At 43.4% G+C, this 22,705-nt stretch carries 20 protein-coding genes and 1 riboswitch; of the genes, 9 read left to right on the top strand and 11 right to left on the bottom strand.

The window, feature by feature from the left end; translation table 11 throughout:
* Window positions 1-411: 411 nt before the first annotated feature.
* Both ED652_RS18210 and ED652_RS18205 read right to left on the bottom strand, forming a co-directional pair.
* Window positions 412-1,107 (bottom strand): response regulator, encoded by a 696-nt coding sequence (locus tag ED652_RS18210; protein WP_009846579.1) that lies wholly within the window; start codon window positions 1,105-1,107, stop codon window positions 412-414.
* A gap of 69 nt (window positions 1,108-1,176) precedes the next feature.
* Window positions 1,177-2,787, bottom strand: coding sequence for a sensor histidine kinase (locus ED652_RS18205; RefSeq protein ID WP_174214639.1), 1,611 nt, complete (start codon window positions 2,785-2,787; stop codon window positions 1,177-1,179).
* Window positions 2,788-3,428: 641 nt separating this feature from the next.
* Here ED652_RS18205 and ED652_RS18200 point away from each other — a divergent pair.
* The 6 genes from ED652_RS18200 to ED652_RS18175 all read left to right on the top strand — a co-directional run bounded on the left by ED652_RS18200 (window position 3,429) and on the right by ED652_RS18175 (window position 10,960).
* Entirely contained in the window at window positions 3,429-3,656 is a 228-nt protein-coding gene (locus ED652_RS18200; RefSeq protein ID WP_122055715.1) for a hypothetical protein, read from the top strand.
* A 214-nt stretch (window positions 3,657-3,870) separates the two neighbouring features.
* Window positions 3,871-5,307 (top strand): TolC family protein, encoded by a 1,437-nt coding sequence (locus ED652_RS18195; RefSeq protein WP_122055714.1) that lies wholly within the window; start codon window positions 3,871-3,873, stop codon window positions 5,305-5,307.
* Between the two features lie 3 nt (window positions 5,308-5,310).
* Window positions 5,311-6,285 (top strand): HlyD family secretion protein, encoded by a 975-nt coding sequence (locus ED652_RS18190; protein WP_065104022.1) that lies wholly within the window; start codon window positions 5,311-5,313, stop codon window positions 6,283-6,285.
* A 7-nt stretch (window positions 6,286-6,292) separates the two neighbouring features.
* Complete coding sequence (locus ED652_RS18185) at window positions 6,293-7,579, top strand: ABC transporter permease (protein ID WP_122055713.1); 1,287 nt, start codon at window positions 6,293-6,295, stop codon at window positions 7,577-7,579.
* Window positions 7,576-8,736, top strand: coding sequence for an ABC transporter permease (locus tag ED652_RS18180; RefSeq protein ID WP_122055712.1), 1,161 nt, complete (start codon window positions 7,576-7,578; stop codon window positions 8,734-8,736). The genes ED652_RS18185 and ED652_RS18180 overlap by 4 nt, the downstream gene beginning before the upstream one ends.
* A gap of 682 nt (window positions 8,737-9,418) precedes the next feature.
* Window positions 9,419-10,960 carry a sodium:alanine symporter family protein gene (locus ED652_RS18175; protein WP_122055711.1) on the top strand — a complete coding sequence of 514 codons (1,542 nt, stop codon included), beginning with the start codon at window positions 9,419-9,421 and terminating at the stop codon, window positions 10,958-10,960.
* A gap of 95 nt (window positions 10,961-11,055) precedes the next feature.
* Here the strand turns inward: ED652_RS18175 and ED652_RS18170 are convergent, their stop codons facing one another.
* A complete protein-coding gene (locus ED652_RS18170) occupies window positions 11,056-11,238 on the bottom strand; it encodes a hypothetical protein (protein ID WP_122055710.1) in 183 nt (60 codons plus the stop codon).
* 245 nt (window positions 11,239-11,483) lie between these two features.
* A complete protein-coding gene (locus ED652_RS18165) occupies window positions 11,484-12,713 on the bottom strand; it encodes an MFS transporter (RefSeq protein ID WP_122055709.1) in 1,230 nt (409 codons plus the stop codon).
* A gap of 104 nt (window positions 12,714-12,817) precedes the next feature.
* Here ED652_RS18165 and ED652_RS18160 point away from each other — a divergent pair, with 104 nt between their 5' ends.
* Window positions 12,818-13,720, top strand: coding sequence for a LysR family transcriptional regulator (locus tag ED652_RS18160; RefSeq protein ID WP_122055708.1), 903 nt, complete (start codon window positions 12,818-12,820; stop codon window positions 13,718-13,720).
* 86 nt (window positions 13,721-13,806) lie between these two features.
* On the opposite strand, the gene ED652_RS18155 is transcribed toward ED652_RS18160, so the two are convergent.
* Window positions 13,807-14,541 (bottom strand): chromosome partitioning protein ParA, encoded by a 735-nt coding sequence (locus ED652_RS18155; RefSeq protein ID WP_102298007.1) that lies wholly within the window; start codon window positions 14,539-14,541, stop codon window positions 13,807-13,809.
* A 149-nt stretch (window positions 14,542-14,690) separates the two neighbouring features.
* Complete coding sequence (locus ED652_RS23810) at window positions 14,691-14,849, bottom strand: hypothetical protein (protein WP_162929961.1); 159 nt, start codon at window positions 14,847-14,849, stop codon at window positions 14,691-14,693.
* A gap of 301 nt (window positions 14,850-15,150) precedes the next feature.
* A riboswitch (glycine riboswitch) is annotated at window positions 15,151-15,270 on the top strand.
* Between the two features lie 128 nt (window positions 15,271-15,398).
* On the opposite strand from ED652_RS23810, the gene ED652_RS18150 reads away from it, so the two are divergent.
* Window positions 15,399-16,769, top strand: a complete 1,371-nt coding sequence (locus ED652_RS18150) for a sodium:alanine symporter family protein (RefSeq protein WP_108156766.1) — start codon at window positions 15,399-15,401, stop codon at window positions 16,767-16,769.
* A gap of 109 nt (window positions 16,770-16,878) precedes the next feature.
* Here ED652_RS18150 and ED652_RS18145 read toward each other — a convergent pair whose 3' ends face one another.
* On the bottom strand, window positions 16,879-17,514 hold the full coding sequence (locus ED652_RS18145; protein ID WP_122055707.1) for a LysE family translocator: 636 nt from the start codon (window positions 17,512-17,514) through the stop codon (window positions 16,879-16,881).
* Between the two features lie 296 nt (window positions 17,515-17,810).
* On the opposite strand from ED652_RS18145, the gene ED652_RS18140 reads away from it, so the two are divergent.
* Complete coding sequence (locus tag ED652_RS18140; protein WP_122055706.1) at window positions 17,811-19,283, top strand: carboxypeptidase M32; 1,473 nt, start codon at window positions 17,811-17,813, stop codon at window positions 19,281-19,283.
* A gap of 109 nt (window positions 19,284-19,392) precedes the next feature.
* Here ED652_RS18140 and ED652_RS18135 read toward each other — a convergent pair whose 3' ends face one another.
* The 4 genes from ED652_RS18135 to ED652_RS18120 form a co-directional block, all read right to left on the bottom strand.
* Window positions 19,393-20,067 (bottom strand): hypothetical protein, encoded by a 675-nt coding sequence (locus tag ED652_RS18135; protein WP_122055705.1) that lies wholly within the window; start codon window positions 20,065-20,067, stop codon window positions 19,393-19,395.
* A 2-nt stretch (window positions 20,068-20,069) separates the two neighbouring features.
* Window positions 20,070-20,603: a hypothetical protein gene (locus ED652_RS18130; RefSeq protein ID WP_122055704.1), complete on the bottom strand. Its 534-nt coding sequence runs from the start codon at window positions 20,601-20,603 to the stop codon at window positions 20,070-20,072.
* Between the two features lie 79 nt (window positions 20,604-20,682).
* Window positions 20,683-20,997, bottom strand: a complete 315-nt coding sequence (locus ED652_RS18125; protein ID WP_122055703.1) for a hypothetical protein — start codon at window positions 20,995-20,997, stop codon at window positions 20,683-20,685.
* Between the two features lie 117 nt (window positions 20,998-21,114).
* On the bottom strand, window positions 21,115-22,515 hold the full coding sequence (locus ED652_RS18120) for a DEAD/DEAH box helicase (RefSeq protein WP_254051719.1): 1,401 nt from the start codon (window positions 22,513-22,515) through the stop codon (window positions 21,115-21,117).
* Between the last annotated feature and the right edge of the window lie 190 nt (window positions 22,516-22,705).

Raw genomic sequence — 22,705 nt, 5'->3', positions numbered from 1 at the left:
TAGTATTCGCCAAAGGTATCAGCGACATACGAAAATAGATAATAGGTCTTGGCTATTACATCAATAGCGAGTGCCTATTACACTTGAGAATGCGTTTGGTAAACGAGGGTGAAAGCTATCACCTCTATTCGGGACAGTATTGTCTATGAGTATTTGATTTACATCAACCACTGTGAAAGCAATCGATTAAATATTGACTGATTTCGAACAAATTATAATCGATAACTCAGCTGTTCTATCCGGAAGAAGAAGCAAATCGGCATTCTCAAACATTGTAGTCAAGAAAGAACGGTATCTGGTCGGTGGAGTGAGCAATAAGAAAGGGAGAAAAAACCAAAACCAGCTTACTCAACTGGCTTTATATTTATTTGATAGCATCGCGTTTATCTTTGTGACTTGTTGTCGCTAAATCTATCTTCTAGCTTTATTGTAGCAGCGTTCTGGGCGACCTACTGACCCGTAATTTAAGTCAGCCACTAACTCGCCAGTCGTGATAAGGAATTCCAAATAGCGTCGAGCTGTCGTTCGGCTTGCTCCAATGCGTTCGCCTGCCTCATCCGCGGTAATATCAGCGATGTCGGCTTGCTGAAAAATGGCTCTAATTTTATCAAGCGTTACACCATCGATCCCTTTAGGTAACGTAGAAACCTTTCGAGAATCCGCCTTGGCATTGGCTTGTAGCATCTTGTCGACCAAGCCTTGGTTTAAGTCAGACACACTTTCAAATTCTTGTTGTTGCGATTGGTACTTTTTCAGTGCCGCTTCCAAACGAGGAAACATCACAGGTTTCAGTAAATAGTCGACGACTCCACCACGCATCGCTTGCTGAAGGGTGTCGACGTCTCGAGCTGCGGTAATCAGAATCACATCACAGCCCTGATTACTGCCACGAACGTGGTTCAAAATATCAAGTCCGCATCCGTCCGGCAGATACACATCCAATAAAACCAAATCAGGCTTTAAGATATCTAACTGCATCAACGCTTCGGACTGTGTGGTCGCAATTCCGACCACATCAAAGCCTCCCATCTGTTCTAAATAACGATGGTGAAGCTCTGCAATCGCAATATCATCTTCAATGACCATGACTCTCGTGATTGCGTTCATTTATGTTCTTCCTTTAACCATGCTTTTTCCGTCACTACGATCTTTACTCGATCGCTCCGTGCTCAATTATTATTGTTGTTCTTCTTTCGGTAAATACACCGTCATGCGTGACCCAAAATCAGGGTTATCAACCATTTCTAATTGCCCTTGATAACGATCTGCAAGTTGTTTAATGAGATACAAACCAACACCTCTGTTCTGCTTCGCTTTGCTCGATACGCCTTTTTCGGTGAGTGCTTTGGTCGCCAAGTCTTTCGGCAAACCACAGCCCTTGTCTTCTACTTCTACGATAATTTCATTGCCAAAATCGCTGATCGACACATCGATTACGCGACGAGCTGGTGCTATTGGCCCTTCTTGTTTAATTGCCATAATGGTTGCATCAAACGCGTTATCAATCAGGTTGCCAAGAATCGTCACGACATCCTCTGCGTTTAACCAAGCGGGTAATGCCTCAAGCCTTGACCCCTCTTCAACTTTAAGCTCCAAACCAATCTCTCGAGCTCGCTCTGTTTTGCCTAAAAGCATGCCTGCAATCAATGGATCTTTCACCGTCTCTCTTAAGAACTCAATTAAGCTCTGGTAATGAGCGGTTTCTTGACCAATCAATTGTTGAACAGAGTCCAGCTCGCCCATTTGAATCAAGCCACTAATGGTGTTTAGCTTATTTTGATGCTCATGGGTTTGCGAACGCAGTAGATCAGCATACTCTTTGGTTTGTGAGAGCTGGTCTGTTAAATCGTTGATTTCATCTCGTAATCGAAAACTGGATACCGCCCCGACCACCTCACCCGCAACGATAATTGGGCTGCGATTAGCAATGATTCGTTTATTGTTCAGGTACAGCTCAACATCATGATCAGTGTCACCCGTTGATAACAGCTGCTCTAAATCACTGCCCACCAACACATCTGATAGACGTTGCTGATTGAGTGCTTTATCTCGGTCTATGGACAAAATATCGCACGCGCTTTTGTTTATTGAGCGCAAAATACCGCTCTTATCGATACTTAAAATACCCTCTTTCACAGTACTCATAGTCACATCAAGTTCTACGTATAAACGGCCAATCTCTTCAGGCTCAAAACCCAAAATAGCGCGCTGAAAACGACGAGATACATAGCTTGAAATCACAGCATTAACCGCAACCACCAGCAAGGCCATCACAATCAAAAAGGCTAAGTAAGGTTCAATTCGATCTTGTAAAGAATCTAAGAGGTAGCCAACCGACACTACACCAATCACATTGTCGTTTTGGTCTTTTACGGCAGATTTACCACGGACAGAGAAGCCAAGTGAACCTTTAGCCGTCGACACATAAGACTCGCCCAATATCAACGCTTTTTGGTTATCGCCACCACGCATTGGTTTACCGAGCCTGTCATCATAAGGGTGAATCAGGCGGATACCTTTATCATCTCCCACAACGATAAACGCCGCACCAATGAGTTGGGTAAGGTTACGAAACTTAACTTGGGTTTCTTCAGACAGAACGTAGGGAACGCCGTTAGGATCCAACGTTCCATTTTCTTGAATAATGCTGGTGACAAGTGGCGATTCAGATAGAAATTCAGCAACACCTAACGCTTTCAAACCCATCTCTTGCTCTTGAGATTGTTTGATGTAGTAAAAACCAGCAGCTGAGAGTATCAAAAGCTCAACAAGGCCAGTGACCGTCATGATAATCAGTAACCTTTTACGGAAACTGATACTGCTCCATTTCATATTCCACCGTCCCTAGTGTTAGACGAATGATGTTAACACTAAGTTAACCGCATGACCTTTCTAGCTATGCGAATTTGTGACTGTTACTCAACTAAATAATTGAGCAGATTGTTAATTGATAATCCTTTACGTTATTCATTTCGATTAATCGTTCATTTTTAGAACGGATTAGCTTAAAAAGCGAAATAAACGAATAAATATCGAGCTAGATCACTAAGCTTTTAGGTGTTTTTTAGGTTGTTTAAAATAAATACAATTATAATGGTTGCATATGCAGAAGTTCATTGTTGCCAAGCTATGTGTCGCAATTTTAAGACAGCATTGAAAACTGAATTTTCAGTTAACAGAAAGGTAACAATCATTCACTCAGTGGACGTGTCAGCACGTTACGAAATAACAAACTCGCCGTTACCGAACGTTTATCAATGTGCGTACCTCTCCAACCCCATTGATACAACAAATCAGTATGAGAACGAAGAGGCGCTACGTATCAAACGGCGCCCAATAAAATAACACTGATAGGCAGAGTGACACCGTCGACACGAAACAGGATAAAAAACATAACGTACAAACATTGTTGAAAAGGAAACCAGGCAATGAAACGCGATAATTTTGGAATTTGCCTTACTAAGGCTATGCTGTTCAAAAACTTACAATCTACTTTTACTCACGTAAGAGCATACGAGAAAGACGGTACCTCCCCCCTCGATCTCAAGGTATTGTTAGCTTTCCCGCAAATGTCAGGTAGAGATTTATTACAAACGATGCAAGGTTCAAGACAATTAGTGTGGCGCGCCGACCACCATTGTCCTAGCTTTAAATAGACCGCTTCATTTTGTAACAAATACCTCTATACTGAATGTAAAGAGCAGGCGTTGTCGTGCTCTTTGGGTTTCAGTGATCTTTGTTGTCTACATTACGTACTTTATTTGATTAACTTAACAAGTTATGACTGTTTCTAATCATGTGAGATAATCAACTCAAGACAAATGACTCTCATCGTGTTAATATTAGAGTTAATACTCTAATTTGGTGTTTATGCAGATGACCAAACCAAAATACCGATATCTTGCGATTACCAGTGTGCTCCTCAGCACATTTGCTTCGCCAGGCTACACTGCTCCGCTCACTTTTTCTGAAGCGTGGCAAATATTACAAGAGAACAATAACTCTCTTGCCGCTCAACAAGCGAATGTTGAGCGTTATCAGCACCTTCAGAACTCAACAAGTAGTCTCAACTTGCCTTCAATCACTTTAGGGGCTAACTACACGCACCTTGATAGTGACGTGACGATCAATGGTGAACAGTTCGGCGATAGCTTAAGCGGCGTCAATACAGCATTTGCTCCCTTGTTAGCTCAATTGGGTGGTATTACCTCAACCATCACCGAACAAGACATCTTCAGCTCTTCCATCCGTGCTATTTGGCCTATCTTTACCGGCGGACGAATTACCGCTGCGCAAACTGCTGCCGAAGGTAAAAGTGAAGAGGCGCAAAGCCAGTTGTTGATGGAAAGACAAGCTCGCTACGAAGACTTAAGTAAATATTACTTCTCGGTGATCTTAGCGGAAGATGTCGTCAAAACACGTCAAGCCGTTGAAGCAGGCTTAACTCAACACCGTGATTTCGCTATCAAGCTTGAACAGCAAGGGCAAATTGCACGAGTAGAACGCCTGCAGGCGGATGCCTCTTTAGATAAAGCCGTTGTTGAACGCACCAAAGCGCAGAACGATCTCAAGATTGCTCAGTTAGCGCTGACTCAGATCCTTGGCCAGAGCCAGAGTGTCGAACCTTCAGAACAACTCTTTATCAACAAAAACCTGCCTCATATGGACGTCTTTGTTGATCAAACACTCATGACTTACCCAGGCCTTAAAATCCTTGATGCAAAAGAGAAACAAGCGAGTAGCTTAATCAAGGCAGAAAAAGGCAAATACTACCCAGAAGTTTACCTTTACGGTGATTACAGCCTTTACGAAGATGACTCGCTAGCCAGTGAAATGAAACCCGATTGGTTGGTCGGTATTGGGGTGAATGTACCGCTACTTGACACATCAGGTCGTTCCGACAAAGTCGCTGCCGCTCATAGCGCCGTGTCTCAAGTTCAGTTCCTTAAGTCACAAGCCAAGCAAGACTTAACCGTTTTGGTACAAAAGACCTATCTTGAAGCGAACCAAGCAATTGAAGAAGTCCAAGGCCTCAACTCAAGTCTGTCTTTAGCCCAAGAAAACCTTTCACTTCGTAAAAAAGCCTTCACTCAAGGGTTATCTAATTCGTTAGAAGTGGTTGATGCTGAGCTATACCTTGCAAGCATTAAAACACAGCAATCTGCTGCTCGATTCAAATACCTAATTTCTCTTAATAAGCTGTTAGCACTCACCAGCGAAATGAATGCTTATTCAAGTTACTTAACGTCTTCTGTCCCGTCTGACTTCGATTCAAAAGCAGACACCGCTAGCCAGTCAAAAGGATAATTCATGAAACCTATTAAACCACTTATTCTCTCTCTGGTTGGCATCGGCATTATTGGCTGGGTTGGGTACAGCTTTTACCAAGCGTACCAACCACAGCCTGTTAAGCTTCAAGGCCAAATTGACGCGCAGCAATACAGCATATCTTCTAAAGTACCCGGCCGAATAGACGAAGTTTTCGTACGTAAAGGCGACTCTGTTGAGAAAGGTGAGTTGATCTTCTCCCTACTTAGCCCTGAGATCGACGCGAAATTAGAGCAAGCAAAAGCAGGTCAAAAAGCCGCTGGTGCTTTAGCAAAACAAGCAGAGAATGGTGCTCGTACTCAGCAAATCCAAGCCGCTAAAGACCAATGGTTGAAAGCAAAAGCGGCAGCCGATCTCATGGACAAAACTTACCAACGTGTAAACAACCTTTATAACGATGGTGTGGTTGCCGAGCAAAAGCGTGACGAAGCTAAAACACAATGGCAAGCAGCAAAATACACCGAAAGTGCCGCTTTCCAAATGTACCAGTTAGCGCGAGAAGGTGCGCGTGACGAAACCAAAGTCGCGGCAGCTCAAAAAGCATTAATGGCGGCTGGCGCCGTGGCAGAAGTTGAAGCCTACGCAAAAGACACACAGATCCACAGTTGGTTTAGTGGTGAAGTGGCTCAAGTACTATTAAGTAGTGGCGAGTTAGCACCTCAAGGTTTCCCTGTTGTGACCGTAATTGACACTAAAGATGCATGGGCGGTGCTCAACGTGCGTGAAGACATGTTGAAACATTTTGAGAAAGGCAGCCAATTTGAAGCTTACCTTCCAGCTCTGGATAAGTCGTTAACCTTTCAGGTTACTCATATTGCCGTAATGGGTGATTTCGCGACTTGGCGTTCAACGGATGCAGCACAAGGCTTCGACTTACGTACCTTTGAAGTAGAAGCTCGCCCCGTTGATACAAGCGAGACTCTGCGCATGGGTATGAGCCTTGTAGTTGAGCTTTAGGTGACATATGCCTGCTAACTTTCGATCTATAGGCGCGCAATCACCTGATCACCGTCGAGTGAAAAATACATTGCTTAGGCAGTGGGCGATTGTTCGTAAAGACAAATGGTTGTTGTCTTGCCTAACTTGGATTCCTTTGTTCCTTGCCGCCAGTATTTGGCTGATTTTTTCACAAGGGATCGCTCGAGACTTACCGGTTGCGGTTGTCGACCTTGAACACAGCCAAATCTCGCAACAGTTCACGCGCCTTGTTGATGCGTCACCTACCCTACAAGTGACTCAGAAATACAGCTCGGCGAGTGAAGCGGCGAAAGCGATGATTGAACGCGATATCTATGGTTACGTCGTGATACCAAGACACTTTGACCGAGACCTTTTCCTAGGCTTGAACCCGCAAGTGTCCGTTTTCTATAACAGTCAATTTATCTTGATCGGCAAGCTGGTGAACTCGGCTCTGTTGCAAGCTCAAGGGACATTTAACGCGCAACTTGAAGTGGTTAAACAGCTCTCGCACGGTGATACCACGGTACAATCTGCATTGGGGCAAGCGGTAACGGTACAAAGCCAGATTACGCCACTGTTTAACAAGAACACCAGCTATGCTCAGTTCTTAGTATCTGCGGTTATTCCGGCTCTATGGCAAATAGTGATTGTGGTGGGCACGATATTGGTTTTAACGGCGAACGTTAGAGCTCGTGGCCTTCACGCTTGGTTATCCAACGCCCCGCTGAAGTCACTAACGTCAACATTAACGCCCTACCTTGTCTTGTTTTTGATGTTTGGTATCGCGTTTAGCTTTTGGTTCTATGTTCTCTTAGATTGGCCGTTTAACGGCAGTTTTGTGGCATTAACCATTGCCCAACTGCTTACCGTCATCAGTTGTATCATCATGGGGTGTTTGTTTTTCTTCTTAACGCTTGATCCAGCAAGGGCGATGAGTTTCGCTGGAGCCTTTACAGCACCAAGCTTTGCGTTCATGGGTATTACCTTTCCTGTCACCGACATGAACACGGCGGCGCAAATCTGGAGAAGCTTATTGCCCGTGAGTCACTACATCGAAGTACAAACAGCACAATCCAGTTATGGCGCGAGCGCGGCACAATCGCTAATCAGCCTCTCCTCTATGTTGTGGTATGCAATTCCTGCTTTCGTGGTGATGTTATTAATTAAGAAACACTTGGCACAGTCAGTTCTATCTGCAAAAGCGGATCTATCTGCACAAGCAGCTATATCAGCAAAAGCAACATCGTCAACACAGCCAGATGCATCAGCACAACAAGGAGTAAAACGATGAGCTTTACTCAACTGCTCAAGCAAGAACTGTTAGCGGTACTGCGCAACCCTGTTGTACTTCTTACGGTATTTGGTGGTGTGGTCTTCTATTCATTCTTGTATCCGTTGCCTTACGCAAACCAAGTTCCTCAACAGCTTAAAGCTTCCGTTGTGAACTTGGATAAGAGCCAAAGCAGCTACCAGTTAGAAAGAATGGTAGATGCCACGTCTCAAATTGACTTGGTACGCCGTGACTCCACCATCGCCGATGCTAAGCAAGCTGTGCTTAATCAAGAGATTGGCGGGTTCATCGTCATCCCAGAGAACTTCTATAAAGACTTGCTCCTAGGTAAGAGCCCGACGCTTTCTTACGCTGGTGATGCATCTTACTTCTTAGTCTACGGAACCATTGTTGAAGGGCTTGCCAAGGCAGGTGGCACGTTAGCTGCACAAGTTAAGGTCAGTCACTTGTTAGTAGAAGGAGTGCCTTTAGAATCCGCAGCCAAAGGCTATAGCGCGTTTAGCTTGAACCTAAAACCAACGTTCAATAGCCGCATGGGATACATCGATTACGTGGTTCCAGCCGTCTTTGTGTTGATCCTGCAACAAACCTTAGCCATGGCTTCTGGTTTAGTTGGGGCAACCCAAAACGCTCAATCTACGTTTGGCTATTGGAGTAAGACCTCTCCAGCGAAACTGATGCTTGCTCGTTGTTGTACCTTAGTTGGCATTTATTACCTGTTGTCGATGTACTATTTCGGCGCAAGCTTTTCGATGTATGGCATTAACCTGCTTGCCTCCATAACAAACATTTTGACTTTACTGCTGCCCTTCTTATTGGCCAGTTGTTTGATCGGGATTTTTATTGGTGAGCTAGTGCCAAGAAGAGAGTTAGTCACGGTTGTGGTGTTAATCAGTTCAATGCCGCTGATTTTCTCTTCAGGTTTTATCTGGCCTGTTGAAATGATGCCTGAATGGTTAGTACTGCTATCACAGCTATTTCCGAGTACACCGGCGATCCAAGGTTTCTTAGCACTTAATCAGATGGGTGCTTCTTGGCAAGAAGTGGCGTCTCAATGGACTCTGTTATGGGGGCAAGTCGCTCTATGGGGATCGCTGTTAGCGCTCAAGCTCTTTCATAAATCAAGTAAGAGCATCAGTCGAGTCAGTCCCCACTAGCTTAGCTAAGAATGTTGAACCATCAGATTTTTGGTTCTTCAAAAAACCATTTAAAAGCTCTGTTAAAGGGCTTTTTTATTAGCCTCAGATCGGATTACATCTTCAGTCGTCAATGGTCAAAAACCTCTAAAAACATATCGAACATTCAACTTCGCTTACTTCCTTATAATCTGCCCCCCTCTTAGTTATATCCACCACTCCTCATGCTCACTTTCGTCCTTTGCTCCAAGATTTAGGTTACTTTGACTGCAAAGTCACGACTCAGGTTTTCATGGGGAACGTTTAAGCAAGGGAAAAGCCTACATAGCGCAATTCACCAGTTGCTATAGCTACGACTGCATATGCCTTTTCCAACCCAAAAAGCATCGACTTATTCCAAAATAATGACAAAACCCGAACAATTGTAAATTTATTGTAAAAATTTCTTTGAGCGTATTGTTTTTATGTATAGGATTATCAGTAGGACTTGGTAAGCCGAATACCATAGTCTTATTGGTTCACATACCAAAAGGATATCCATACAAAGCAAGATCAGTACTTATATTTATTTCGTTTTTCGACCTAGCTACAGCCGTTTATGTTGCCGTCGAATGAAGTAGATAAATCACTGAGATGTAAAATATCAAATAAAAAACAAACACAACAGCAGCAAACATAATTTAATAAAAAGACAGGGAAAACCATGAAAAACTTACGTGAATTATTTTTTGGGTTTATATTATTGTTTAGTTCCAGTGCATTTGCAGAAGAAGGATCATTTAGTCAAAGTATCAGTAACTTGAGTAAAAGTGTTGATGGATTTTTCAATGACTACACAGGGTGGTTCGTTGGATTAATTTTTAAAAGTGTTCCGCTTGGTGAAGCGAACTTCCCAATCATTGTTGGTTGGCTCTTGCTCGCCGCGATTATCTTCACTGTTTATTTTGGCTTTGTTCAATTTAAACGTGTTGGCATGGCCATAGACATTATCAAAGGTAAGTATACCGACCCTAACTCCAAAGAGGATGGTGAGGTTTCTCACTTTCAAGCTCTTACAACGGCTCTTTCTGGAACCGTCGGGCTTGGTAACATTGCCGGCGTTGGTGCGGCACTTGCGATTGGTGGCCCTGGTGCAACATTCTGGATGATCTTGTGTGGTCTTCTAGGCATGGCTTCTAAATTTTGTGAGTGTACCTTAGGTGTAAAATACCGAACTATCCTACCTTCAGGCGTTGTTTCGGGTGGTCCAATGTACTACCTAAGCCAAGGTCTTGGTGAAAGAGGATTGGGTGGATTAGGTAAAGCCCTTGCTATTGGTTTTGCCTTAATGTGTATTTTAGGTGCATTGGGCGGCGGTAACATGTTCCAAGCGAACCAAGCACATGCCATGCTCACTTACGCGTTTGATGTGCCGAGTGAATACGGTGTCATCACAGGGCTTGTACTCGCAACCTTAGTGTTTTCCGTTATCGTTGGCGGTATGCCTTCTATTGCGTCTGTAACAGAAAAAGTTGTTCCTTGGATGGCAGCTCTGTACATCGGTATGGCTCTCATCGTTATCGGTTCTAACCTTGATCAAGTTGGTCCTGCGTTCAGTGCAATCTTTACAGGTGCATTTACCGGTGAAGGTGTAGTTGGTGGATTCATTGGTGCCTTAATCCAAGGTCTGAAACGTGCGACGTTCTCAAACGAAGCCGGTGTAGGTTCAGCAGCAATCGCTCACTCAGCAGTAAAAACAAAAGAACCAATCACCGAAGGTCTTGTATCACTATTAGAACCATTCGTTGATACGGTAATCATTTGTACAATGACAGCATTGGTTATCACTATCGCAGGCTTAAACGTGGGTCCATATGATGGAACAGGTTTAACGGGTGTAACGCTGACTGCTGCATCGTTTACTGAAACGGCAGAAGTGTTTAAATACACACTCGCTCTCGCGGTAATCATGTTTGCATTTTCTACCATGATTTCTTGGTCGTACTACGGTCTAAAGGCGTGGACTTACCTATTTGGTGAAGGCAAAACAACGGAACTGATTTTCAAAGTGATGTTTTGTGTGTTTGTTGTTATTGGTGCGACGATTCAGTTTGGCGCGGTAATCGACTTCTCTGATGCGGCTATCTTTGCGATGTCTATCTTCAACATTCTTGGCCTGTACTTCCTAATGCCTGTTGTGAAGAAAGAACTGCAATCATTTGTTGCACGTGTGAAATCAGGTGAAATCAAGACTTACGACAAATAGCTATCGATTGTCGTTAATAACACTGTTCTAAAAATTTTTGTAAGACCCTTTGCTTGAGAAAGCGAGAACAGGACTGCAACTTATCCAAATCCCTACTAGCTTAGCTTGTGGGGATTTTTTATGTCTGAATTTTCTTGTTCAAGCAGTTCAGGATCTTGGCTTACTTTTTTACGATCCACCGCCTCTTCAACTTCAATCATATCTCGTTGCGCCAATGGCGAGTTACAATCATCAAAGCAATAAGCTACGGTGCAGTTCTCACAAAAATATTCTGACATCACTCCATCCCTTGTAGTCAAAACAATCAAAATGCGTACGAGCAATCGACTGCGTGTTCATCCTGAACACCACTATTATGCTATTTTTTAACCGTATAAATATGTCTGCAAAGTCACCAAATATTCAATTGATTACATATTAAAGCCGTTTTACGGCTTGAATCACGGATAGCTTGGTAATAGTGTGAAAATGGACTTTAACCATTCAACAATCCAATGAGTATTTGCGTTCATTGAGCAGTATGTTAGCCCTTCCCTCTTCTATAAGCGCTCCAAACCAAAGGAACACACAGAACAATACAAACTGCGATGTAAACCAAGATATTAAAATTCAAAGATGAGTCAGATCGCGGCTGTACCAGAGAGCTACTAAACAGCCCTCCAAATCCGACAGCAAAATGCTGTAACGAACTTTGCATACGAATTAAAAGCATACGTTTACTAGGGCTCAGAGAGTTAATCAGCTCAACAGATATAACTAAAGTTCGTGTTGAGCTCACCACCACGAAGACAATAAAAGCAACAGCTGCATTACCAACATAGAGAGAACCAAAACCCAAGACGATAGAAACAACCATCGCCAACGATAAGCATATGATAAGGTGAAAAACCGTTTTTTCGGAAACTCGGATCCTTCCGAAGGTTTGCATTGTAATAAAGGAAACAGTCCCGCTAATCACATAGCAATACCCCAGTAAAGTTGGCGAGATTCCTAGGTTCACCTCGAGCATAACTGGAAACTGAGTCGAGATCAGAAAAGTACCGAGCACAGTGCTGAAAGCCAAACAAATCGCAAAACGAAGGTCCCGACTATATAGAAGCTCAGTTAACGTAAATGGATGATTATCTGAACCTATCGACTTTGCTTCTTCTGTTTTGGATCGGGTTGATGGTGACAGAAACACCACAATACCAATTATGAATAGTGCGCCAGCAATCATCTGAAAACTCGCTTGCCAATCACGCACGGAAGACAAAATAATAAGCGCAGGCACACCCACACTTAACGCTAATGGAAACGAACTCAGTAATATAGCGATGTTTCGCTTTCTATCACTATCACCAGAGAGCAAGGTTAGATAATTCAGATTTAGAACCGCTAATGCCCCACCAAAAAATCCCGAGATCACTCTGCAAACAAGCAAGCCATTAAAATCAGTGATCAACGTTGCTAGCCAAGTTGTCACAGCTAAACCTACAACGCAGATGCATACTCTTTTTATTTCTCTATCTGGGTCTGTTGTTCCTTTCGTGAATAAACATATTAGTGCCGCTGCAATCGCATACGCAGAAACAAGATAACCGGCTTGTGAGGCATCTTCTTCTAGGCTCAAGCTTATTGTTGAACTTAACGGGACAATCACAAGAGCATCAAGTGCAACTAAGAAATGAATAACAAAACAACAAAAAACAACGCGACGTGTTAGCGAAGTTTTACTTATTAACAAGGATTTAATACGATTTATAATGAACAAGTTTCACCCTACTGTACTGATTGGTAATAGTGTTATTGTACAAAGTGAAACAGACCAACAAAGTAGCTATTGTTGGTTACATAATCCAATAATTTGGGATAAAGATGATCGATCAAATAGAACAGCAATGGCTTAGAACCTTTCATAGCGTTTTCGAAAACAATAGCTTTAAAAGAGCAGCGGAATTTTTAGATTTACCAACATCAAATGTTAGCCGCCATATAGCCTTATTAGAAGAAAAGCTCAGCACTCGTTTGTTTGAAAGAACCACCCGAAAAATAGTGCCAACAGAAGCCGGCGAGAAGCTATACCAATCGACGCTATCCCTATTAGTTCAGCTTGACGAAGCACTAGATGGAGTAACACGATATTCACACGGCATAGAAGGACAACTAAGAGTATTGATGCCAGACACACCTGCCCTCGCGCAGGCTGTGATTTCGTTCTGTACTGAGCACCCCAAAGTATCATTGTGCTGCGATACGAGCTTGAGCCCCAAAGACGATCTGCTTGATGGATTTGATGTTATCTTGAGTTTTGGCCGAGGTAAGTTGGCCGATAGAAATTGGATAGCGCGAGAAATTCGACGTTGGCCGAGTGTCGTTGTTGCGACACCAAAGTTAATTCAAGACTCAAAACGCCCTTTTCAAATAACAGATTTAGTCCACGTACCCTGTATTAGCAGCTTAACAGCATTGAATGGAACACCCTGGATATTCAAGGACACAGGTGGGGAACTGATTACGCAAAAAGTAAATTCATCATTTAGAGTAAACAGTGGAAGTCTCGCCAAAGCCGGTGCCTTAGCTGGACTTGGATTCTCTATATTGCCACTCGAAGCTTGTATCGGAGACATCAAAGCAGGCTCTCTTGAAGTCGTTGAGCTTGAGTATAAACCTGAAGATTTGGTCTTATACGCTTTCTACGCATCAAGAAAACACCTAGCAAAGAAGATATCGATGTTTGTCGAGCACTTACAAACTTGTCCAGCTCCCCTACCAAAGTAGCTTGAAACGAAAAACGCCCACACCATTTTTATGATGTGGACGTTTGAATAGCTGCAACCAGAGACGATTGAATTAAGCGTTTGTGCTTATAGACCCATCTCTTCGGTTAGTGTTTTGATTTGCTTGAGATCCATGGTGTGAACTTCAATCATTTGTCTGATATCACTCAGTCGAGAGTTCGCATTATCTTGTTTCTCACAAGCGTCAGATTTTGCATCCCATGATGTGCCATCCAAGAAAACATCACATGCCTTTTTCAATGAACCAAGGCTCTGCTCTAGCTCATCTCTTTCTTTCTGTAGCTTTTCAAGCTCTTGAGATATCTGTAATTCTTTTCGGAAGACTTCACGTGAACGTTCAAAAAGGGTCGATTGCATGTCAGCCTGACGATTCAGCTTTTGGTTGTTTTGCTGAGTTTCTTCTAGCGCTTGTTTCTGCTCATTAAGCTGCTGCTCTAATGAATAATTCGCCTTTTCTAAAACGGCAGACTGCTTCTCTAAATCTTTCAGTTCTTTTTGATGCTCTTCTGTCTGCTTCACTAAAGCGGCTTCTACTTTTGCATCGATCTCGGTATCGACTTTTGCCACCTTAGCTTCAACAGACGTCATCAATTCGGTTTTGCTGTCGCGCAGTTCTTGATAACGAGTTTCGAGTACCTGATAAGTAGACTCCCACTTGGAAGCCGTCACTGTAGAACCGATTAAGCCACCAAGAGCTAAACCTATAACCGCAGCAATGCCGATATAAAGCTGACTGCGCTTATCGCGTTCTTCAATAACAACCACTTCATCTTGTTCGCTTTGTCCAGATTGCTGGTTCACTAGCGGGTACTCCCAAAAATATTTTTAACGTTACGCGGTCACTGACATTAATGCCAATACTGATAGTGTAGGCTCAGTTAAACCTATCGCTCAAGTCAGAAGCACTTGAGCTTTGCTAACACGTTCATCCTATCTGCTCACAGACAGATTTAACGAGTTAACTCCGAAATCATCAGGCTGGCAGTATACAAAAAGAAGCTGCTAACGATAACTATCACTACCCATTTTTGCAGTTTTTCGTTTGTCCGGTAACGAAACAGCACAAATGCCAAAGCCAATAAAAAAACAATCGCTATTAATCGAGTCATAACTCCTCCTTGTTTCTCTATTTTATACCATTTAAATAAGCAAGTTACGTCAGAGACTCGTTGTTTGATCATTTAGTTGAACAACATTTGAGCAAACAGATATTTTGTAGCTGACATCACATTTTATATGATCTAGGATACGCCTACAGATTACCTAATTATTTAGGTAATTGTTCCGATGAAGACTGCAGGAGAGTGGCTTTTAACTAAATTTTAACATTTAGTTAGATTAACCCGCCGAAGAAGTAAATCTTTCAGGCGCTTTATGCTGGAGAAATCCAGAAAAGTGAGGACTGTCGTTGGAGGAACCTCTGGAGAGAACCGTTAGATCGGTCGCCGAAGGAGCAAGCTTAGTGCCCGTTACTTATCTATAAGTGATTCGCTAAGTGAAACTCTCAGGCAAAAGGACAGAGGAGTGGAAAGCAACAGCCTTAATTAACAAAAGAATTCTATCTAGAAATCCGTATGTATTAAGTAGTGCTATCGATCTCTGAGATCTGCACTGCCTTCCCTCTTCTCCTTAAATTTTTAATTTATTAAGGGGAAACTATGAACCACCTACAAGCTACACTACAAACCATCAACCAATTCGTTTGGGGACCACCACTGCTTATTCTGCTAGTGGGAACGGGTATCTACTTTACTTTTCGCTTAGGCTTACTCCAGTTTAGACACCTTCCAACTGCGCTAAAAATGGTGTTCACCAAAGATAAATCCGGCACAGGTGACGTATCAAGCTTCGCCGCTTTGTGTACAGCGCTTTCTGCAACGATTGGTACCGGTAATATCGTAGGTGTAGCGACCGCAATCAAGATTGGTGGCCCTGGTGCCCTATTCTGGATGTGGCTTGCCGCTGTCTTTGGTATGGCAACCAAATACGCAGAATGTCTACTTGCTGTTAAATACCGTAGAACCGATAGCAATGGCGAAATGGTTGGCGGCCCAATGTACTACTTGCAATACGGTGTCGGCTCAAGAGTGTTAGCGGTGATGTTCGCTGTGTTCGCTTTGGGGGTTGCCTGCTTCGGTATTGGTACCTTCCCACAAGTGAACGCTATCTTAGACGCGACTGAAATTTCCTTTGGTGCTTCGCGTGAAATGTCTGCTGTCGTTCTTACGATATTGGTGGCAGTGGTAACCCTTGGTGGTATTCAATCTATCGCTAAGGTGGCAGGAAAAGTCGTTCCTACCATGGCTATCATGTACATCGTCGCGTGTTTGAGTGTTCTGGTTTCCAATGCAGACCAACTATTGAATGCCATTACTCTTGTTGTGACTTCTGCGTTTACCAACACAGCAGCAACTGGTGGCTTCTTTGGTGCGAGCATCATGCTTGCTATCCAATCAGGTATCGCTCGTGGTGTATTCTCGAATGAGTCAGGCTTAGGTAGCGCACCAATGGCGGCGGCGGCAGCAAAAACGGACTCGTGTGTGAAACAAGGGCTGGTCTCTATGACGGGTACCTTCTTCGATACCATCATCATCTGTACCATGACAGGTCTGGCGCTTATCTTAACGGGCGCTTGGCAAACCGACCTTTCTGGTGCTGCGATGACCACTCATGCATTCGCTGTCGGTTTGAATGCAGACACTCTTGGTCCAATGCTAGTTTCTGTTGGCTTAATCTTCTTTGCATTTACCACGATTTTAGGCTGGAACTACTACGGCGAGCGCTGTGTTGTTTTCTTACTGGGAACTAAAGCGGTTCTGCCTTACAAGATCATCTTCATTGCGTTGGTTGCTTCTGGTGCCTTCTTAAAGCTCGACATGATCTGGCTGATGGCGGATATCGTGAACGGCCTAATGGCAATTCCGAACCTAATTGGGCTTATCTTACTGCGCCACGTTGTTATCGAAGAAACCAAGCTATTCTTCAAACCGTTAACTTCTTCAAATGATTGTGAAGCAGTTAAAGCATAATAAGAGTTGCACGATCAAAAACGCCCGCAATGATGTGCGGGCGTTTTATTATGATTCCAATAGCTTGAGTTCCAATGACTTAGATCCCAGTAAACCAGATTCCAATTGCTTAACTAGGTTCTTCCATTAAAAGCTTCACGCCCAGCCCTACTAACACCATGCCAGTCACACCTTCCATCCACTTCATAAAACTCGCATTCTTGAGCAAATTTTTAGCGGAATTCAATGCACCCGCTAGGCTACATTGCCACACCATCGCAATCATAAAGTGCACCGAAGCCATCACCATAGATTGCAATAAAGGGGAGCCTTCTGGGTTTACAAATTGAGGTAAAAAGGCCAAATAGAAAACCGCCGTTTTCGGGTTCAGCACATTAGATAAGAAGCCTTCGCGTAGAGAACGCTTGGCACTGTATGCTTGCTTAGCTTGCTCCCCGACCTGCATCCCGCCACCATTTTTCATCAAAGCGCGTAGACTGCTTAAGCCAAGCCAAATCAGGTAAACCGCACCCACCATTTTAACGGCTTGAAAGAGTTCAGCAGACTGGGCAAGAATCGCGGAGATTCCGACAGCAGAGAAAAAAGCATGTACATAAAGGCCGCCACAAATACCAAAGCTCGTCATAACACCGTCAGCTAAGCCCGAGCGGCTAGTATTGCGAATCACCAATGCCGTATCTAAACCCGGCGTTAGCGTTAAAATAGTGATGGCAATTAGAAATGCCTCAAAGTTCAAAATATCCATATCATTGTCATTCTTGTTCAGCGATCTATCATCAATACCGTGTATCTGAACAATTCGCAAGCAACAATTGCCATCTGCTATACAAGTCACTGATTTTGTGCACAATGGAACAGTTTAATTTGTTAAGAAATAGTAAATTCAAGGCATCGTATCGCTTCCTGCTTTTATCGCTAGATCTTCGACTACGAAGTACAGCGCATTAAAAAGCAAAGCCATAATCAAAGTACATGAGAGATGAACCTTAACCGAAACGGATCTTAAGGATCATTTACAGAAACCAAATTAAGAGTAGTCAAATGAGCGCATTCAAAAAACTAGTCGAACACTCTCAAAAATGTTCACGCTTTCAACACCTAGCCTCGATTTGTGGTTGGGACCAAGCTTCAATGATGCCATCTGGTGGCAATCAAGCTCGCAGTGAAGCGATGGCCGAACTCTCTGTTCATATTCACGGGCTAATGACTCAACCACAGCTTGGCGATTGGATTTCAGACGCTGAAAACGAAGCGCTAAATAACGAACAACAATCGTCTCTGCGTGAAATTAAACGCCAATGGCAACAAGCCAACCTACTCCCAGAAAAGCTGGTTGAAGCTAAGTCTCTAGCTGGCTCAAAGTGTGAACATGCATGGCGCAGCCAACGTGGTAACAACGACTGGGTTGGGTTCGAAAAGAACTGGCGTGAAGTGGTTGAACTGTCTCGTGAAGAAGCGCAGATCCGCGCCGATGCAGCGAACCTAACACCTTATGATGCCATGCTTGATATCTATGAACCCGGCACGAGCTCTGCTTCACTTGATGTTTTGTTTGCAGACGTTAAAACATGGCTACCAAGCTTGATTGACGAAGTCATCGAAAAGCAATCGAGTGAGCAGTTTAGCGCGCCATCAGGCATCTACTCGACTGAAAAACAGAAAGCACTTGGCTTAGAAGTGATGAAGCTGCTTCAATTCGATTTTGAACATGGCCGATTAGATGAAAGTGTTCACCCATTTTGTGGTGGCGTGCCTTCAGACGTGCGTATCACGACTCGCTACGACGAAGCTGAATTCGTTCAATCATTGATGGGGATCGTCCACGAAACTGGGCACGCACGTTATGAGCAAGGTTTACCAAAGCACTTAGCAGGCCAACCAGCCGGTGAAGCGCGCTCGATGGGCATCCACGAATCTCAGTCTTTATTCTTCGAGATGCAAGTTGGCCGCAGCGACCCATTCATAGGGCACTTAGCAAACTTAGCGGGACAGCAGTTCTCTGGTTCTGAGTTTGAGCAGAAGAACTTCCAGAAGATCTACACTCGAGTGAAGAAAGACTTCATCCGTGTCGATGCCGATGAACTGACCTACCCTGCACACGTTATCTTGCGCTACGAAATTGAACGCGACTTGATCAACGGCAACATCAAACACACAGATGTTCCAGAATTGTGGAACACTAAAATGCAGTCATACCTTGGTTTAAGCACTCAAGGTAATTTCACTAATGGCTGTATGCAAGATATCCACTGGACAGATGGAAGTTTCGGATATTTCCCAAGCTATACACTCGGAGCCATGTATGCAGCTCAATTCATGGCAGCAATGAAGAAAACAGTGAACGTTGATTCTGCGATTCGTAGCGGCGATCTGTCCCCTATTTTCTCTTGGTTATCAGAGAACATCTGGAGTAAAGGTAGCTTGTTATCAACTGATGAGTTAGTGAAGCAAGCCACTGGGGAAACGCTCAATGCGCAGTTTTTCCAAGAGCATTTGAGAAGTCGTTACCTCTAATTTGGTTACTGGCATGTACTCTATTTTTCCGCTGGGTACATGTCAAATTTATAGAGCAAACTATTCGAGTTTTTATAGAAGACTGACATATAGAATATCTGCCCCGCTATCAATGGACGACTACATCACCATCACACGATTCAAAAATCGCATCAAGATTAAAATTTGCCAACCAAAAAGCGAAAAAACGTTCATGCGCGAAGAAATAGGGGGTTTCACCCTTACAAGTTCTCGGTATACCTGAAGCAGTTACACTGAAGTAAACACACTCTATCGGTTTTGTAATAGCACCTTGGTTAGTACACAGAGCTTCAAGGTGCCATTTCACCTCTTTTAAGTGCGCCTGCACACTTCGGTTTCCTCTCTGATGAAAGACGCTGGTCTGACACTGCATATCATACCCTTGGATGTAATCTGTACCCTGTTCAACCGTCATCCCATGTTTATCAGCCCAATAGCGGAAGTTCGCCTTCAACTGGTTTTCAAACGCATCTAAAAATCCCATCTCATTTCCTCTGGCTTCTGCTGGAAATATCACGCAATAGCGTGAAGCATAATCCATTACCAGCATATACTTTTTCTTTTTAATTGAGATGCAGTCCACCACCCATTGCCACTGAAATCCATCATTGATTCTAGGATCGACATCATCGGGAAAAACAGGAAAAAAGGTGGACTCCTCAATAGTTCTGTGAGGAGCTATCTCCAGGCAAGATGACTTTTTTCCATTAATGATGGCAGAAAAGTGCTCCGCCGCCGCTTTTGTGCAGTTAAAAACCAACATAGCTAATCCCTCTCAGCCAACAATAATGTTTGCTTCGACTCACCTGCTTCAGAGGTCAATACGGGAAACAACATTGAGTAAGGGACCGTCCAGCCAGTATTACCTACTAACACCACAGCTCTTTTCGGATTTAATTTGGAGACCTGGCCAATATACTCTTGATTGTCTTTACTGTTGATAAAACCTACCGTTTCACCAATCGCTAACTCAGCTTTTGATAGTCCCACGGCTTTATTAGATACCAAGGTTGTTTCAACATGGTCAAGGTTGAGAAAGTAAAAAGGCAGAGACCATTGCTGCCCAGTATCTTGTTCACGGATAGATACCCGACTACGTCCTACCTTTAACACTGTACAAAGCAGCGCTTTATTACGCTCAGTGCAAAAATATTCAACTGTCATCCCGACCTGGATTTTTCTTTTTAGAGCATGAGTTCTATCTGGGTCTTCAAGCACTTTTTCTATGGCTGATTTTAGTCGAAAAAGCTCAAAGTCTGTGGCTGATTCCAGCTCTTCAAATATGTGTTGGATGTTCATAGTCTGCTCTATTGTGAGTAATAAATGCTCAGCACCAGTGTGCGCTCGTTTGCTATCAGTTTGCTAATAGTTATCATTTCTATGGTCGCATAAATAGTGACCGCACTATCTCAGCTATGAGTTCGTGAAGGTTTTCACTGTCTTTCTTAGCTGTACTAATTTCGCAGGAGTCATTAAACTGAGCGATGGAATAGTTACAAATTTCACCATTGAAGTAAATGCAATGATTACCGACAATCGCGAGCACCCAAGAATACTCTTCCCTATCGATGGCGGTTTGCTCCCATAACTGTGGTGACGGTAGCTTAATTAAACGCCAGAAGTTCTTATCCAGTCCTTCCATTATCATCTCTTCGTGGCAGATTAAGTCAGCTAATTTTTCATCACTATACACAAGTGCTCCTTACAAATGTGTTCATCTATACAAGTCGGCTTTTGCGAATGATTCACTTACCGCTTGCTGTAAATGCGTATATATCAAAGGCAATAACAACCTAGCATTAAATGGATTTTACTCAGTAAACAGTTTCTCTTGTATATCAATCACACCCTCGTCGAAACCCAATGCCTTGTATCCGCGACTGCGCTTGGTATACATTCTTGCCAACATTGGAATTTTCATATCTACATAATCGATAACTCGAATTTCCGTCTTACCGTCATACTCCCTCTGTATTCTACCTACATACTGAACAAGCGCTCCTTTCCAAGATACAGGCAAAGCTAGGACTAAGGTATCAAGTCGAGGCAGGTCAAATCCTTCACCAATAAACCGTCCAGTCGCGACCAGCACCTGGGTCGTTGCCAGCTTTTCATTAACCTCGCCTCGATCTTTCCTTTTCATTGCACCAATAAGCACCTCGTTCTGAATAGCTCTCTGGGTTAGCATTTCACTCAGCAATTTCGCATGCTCTCTACGTTCAGTAAGAACGATAGGAACACGTCCTTGTTTCACTTCTGCTTCTATGTCGCTGATGATTAGCTGGTTTCTCATTTCACTCTCAATCAACCATCGATATACATCGGCAATATGTGGTCGAGGTTCTTGAGTTGCCAATTGAAGTGGAGGTTCGAAAAGAACCTCCTTCTTTTGAAGGGATTGGATAAATTTCGCAGAACTGGTTGGAGCAATGGTATGCCTTACCCTCCCCGCCTGCATGAAAATAATTGGCTGGTGACCGTCTCTACGTTCCAGAGTCGCACTAATACCAAGTATGTACTTTGCGTGCACCTCTCCCAATAATTTTTCATATTGTGGTGCTGACAGGTGATGGCATTCGTCGATGATGATCTGCCCGTATTCATGGACAACAGAATTGACCGTATTATCGCTTCGGTTAAGCAAGCTTTGATAGGTTGCGACGTCAACAGACTTCGTTGGCTTTTTCTTGGATCCTGTAATCACTCCTATCTCTACATTCGTCGTAAATGCCTTCAGCCTTTCCTGCCATTGGTCTACGAGTTGCTTATTGTGAACAAGGATTAAGGTATTGACCTTTCTTTTACACAACAGGCCTATTGCCGTTACAGTCTTTCCAAATGCTGTAGGCGCATGCAACACGCCAATATCAAATTTAGAAACCGCATCCACCGCTTTCTTTTGCTCCTCCCTTAGCTCGCCACTGAATTGGATGCTGCTCAGTCGGTCTCCTGACCTTCTTTTATCATCAAAGAGTAAGCTGATCCCAGACTGTTTGAGCAACTCACAAGTATCATCAATGCAACCTCTTGGCAGAACAAGATACCCACTATCGATTTCTGCCAACGATATGTACCTGGATATTCCGTTCGTCGATAACCGCAGTCCCTGTGCCTTGAAAAACTTAGGATTTGAAAACGATGCCAGCTTTTTCAAACTGGCAATAAGAGCATTAGGTAATGTTTCGATAGGAAGATAGATTCTGTTTGCCAACGTTATTTCAATACTGTCAGGGCAATCTGATATCATTGAAGAAGTAACTGGTAAGTTTCGCTCCCACGGTGGGAATGTGGAATCCGATGTATAACTATCAGTAGACTGATTAGAACTATAAGAGGTTACAAGCTGATCCGCACCAGCAGTTTTGGACACTGAGTTAAGTGAGTACAATCACTAATGAGGT

The sequence above is a fragment of the Vibrio sp. Evd11 genome, from assembly GCF_900382755.1.
GTDB lineage: Bacteria > Pseudomonadota > Gammaproteobacteria > Enterobacterales > Vibrionaceae > Vibrio > Vibrio lentus.
This window is presented reverse-complemented; position numbering and strand designations above follow the sequence as displayed.